The organism is Micromonospora sp. H33 (assembly GCF_052068455.1).
Lineage (GTDB): Bacteria > Actinomycetota > Actinomycetes > Mycobacteriales > Micromonosporaceae > Micromonospora.
Window position 1 is genome coordinate 1 of the sequence record NZ_JBQHDE010000033.1, and the last position, 1,537, is coordinate 1,537.

Genomic DNA, 1,537 nt, shown 5'->3' on the forward strand with positions numbered 1-1,537 from the left:
CTAGTGCTGTGACCACGAACGTTTGCGGTGTTGGGTGACACGCCGTCCGGCTTGCCTGCCAGGCGGCGTCGTGGCGGTCAGGCTGTGGCGGTGGCAGAACCCGTGCGCGTCCGGCGGCTCAGTGACCAGGAGGGCCAGCAGCTGCTGAGGATCACCCGTCGTGGCACCGGCTCGCCGGTGCGATTGCGGCGGGCCATGGTCGTGCTTGCTTCGGCCGGTGGGAACACGGTGCCGGCGATCGCCCGGCTGGTGCAGGCGGACGAGGACACGGTCCGGCAGGTCATCCACCGTTTTAACGAGATGGGTATGGCCAGCCTGGACCCTCGGTGGGCGGGTGGCCGTCCCCGCCTGATCACCGACGATGACGAGGCGTTCATCGTCGAGACGGCCAACGCCCGCCCCGAATCGCTGGGGCGGCCGTTCACCCGGTGGAGCGTGCGCAAGCTCGCCGACTACCTCACCGCCCATGCCACCCGCCGGATTCGGATCCGGCGGGAACGGCTGCGGCAGATCCTGCACCAGCACAAGATCACGTTCCAGCGGACGAAGACCTGGAAGGAGTCCACAGACCCGGACCGGGACGCCAAGCTGGCCCGCATCGAGTACGTCACCACGCGCTTCCCGCAGCGGGTGTTCGCCTTCGACGAGTTCGGGCCCCTGGTCATCCGCCCACAGGCTGGTGCTGGGTGGGCGCCGGCCGGGCATCCGCAGCGGTTGCCGGCCAACTACCACAAGGTGCACGGGGTCCGGCAATTCCATGGCTGCTACAGCGTCGGCGACGACCAACTCTGGGGCGTCGTCAGGCGCCGCAAGAGCGCCGCGAACACCCTGGCGGCGCTCAAGTCGATCCGGGCTGCGCGTCCGGACGGGGCACCGATCTACGTCATCCTCGACAACCTGTCCGCGCACAAGGGCGCCAAGATCCGGGCGTGGGCGGCGCGGAACAAGGTCGAACTGTGCTTCACCCCGACGTATGCGTCCTGGGCCAACCCAATCGAAGCGCAGTTCGGACCCTTGCGGACCTTCGTGATCGCCGGCTCCGACCACCCGAACCACACCGTCCTGACCCGCAAGCTGCAGGCCTACCTGCGCTGGCGAAACGCCAACGCACGTCATCCCGACGTCCTGGCCGCCCAACGCCGCGAACGCGCCCGTATTCGCAGCGAACGCCAACGAGTCTGGCGACAGCCGACCACACGTGCTGCCTGAGCATCACGCTTCGCCGGTTGGCCGCCCCACCTCGCCAAGCGCATCCAGTAGCCGCTGCCTCGCCTCCTGCAGCCGGACGGCGTAGTCCGGCCTGAACACTTCCACCAGCGAGGTCTCCAGCACCCCCGAGATGCGATACAGCGGGGACCAAACAGCGCGATCACGATCGACCAACTCGTCGAAGCCGGCCGTGCCCATCATCCGATGAAGCCAGTCCGAGAGCACCAACGCCTCGTCCCGGCTCAGCCCGATCATGAAGTCGTCCTCCGTCACCGCGCCGAGGCTACTGCCTGCTCGACACCATGAACGTTCGTGGTCAAGGCACTAG

Annotated in this window: 2 protein-coding genes; one reads left to right on the top strand and one right to left on the bottom strand. The window is 68.0% G+C overall.

Translation table 11 applies throughout. The features are described from left to right. Positions 1-90: 90 nt before the first annotated feature. Positions 91-1,209 carry an IS630 family transposase gene (locus tag ACTMS0_RS29045; RefSeq protein ID WP_441158459.1) on the top strand — a complete coding sequence of 373 codons (1,119 nt, stop codon included), beginning with the start codon at positions 91-93 and terminating at the stop codon, positions 1,207-1,209. A 3-nt stretch (positions 1,210-1,212) separates the two neighbouring features. On the opposite strand, the gene ACTMS0_RS29050 is transcribed toward ACTMS0_RS29045, so the two are convergent. After that, the gene (locus ACTMS0_RS29050; protein ID WP_441158458.1) at positions 1,213-1,482 is read right to left on the bottom strand and encodes a hypothetical protein; all 270 of its coding nucleotides are present in this window, start codon (positions 1,480-1,482) and stop codon (positions 1,213-1,215) included. Between the last annotated feature and the right edge of the window lie 55 nt (positions 1,483-1,537).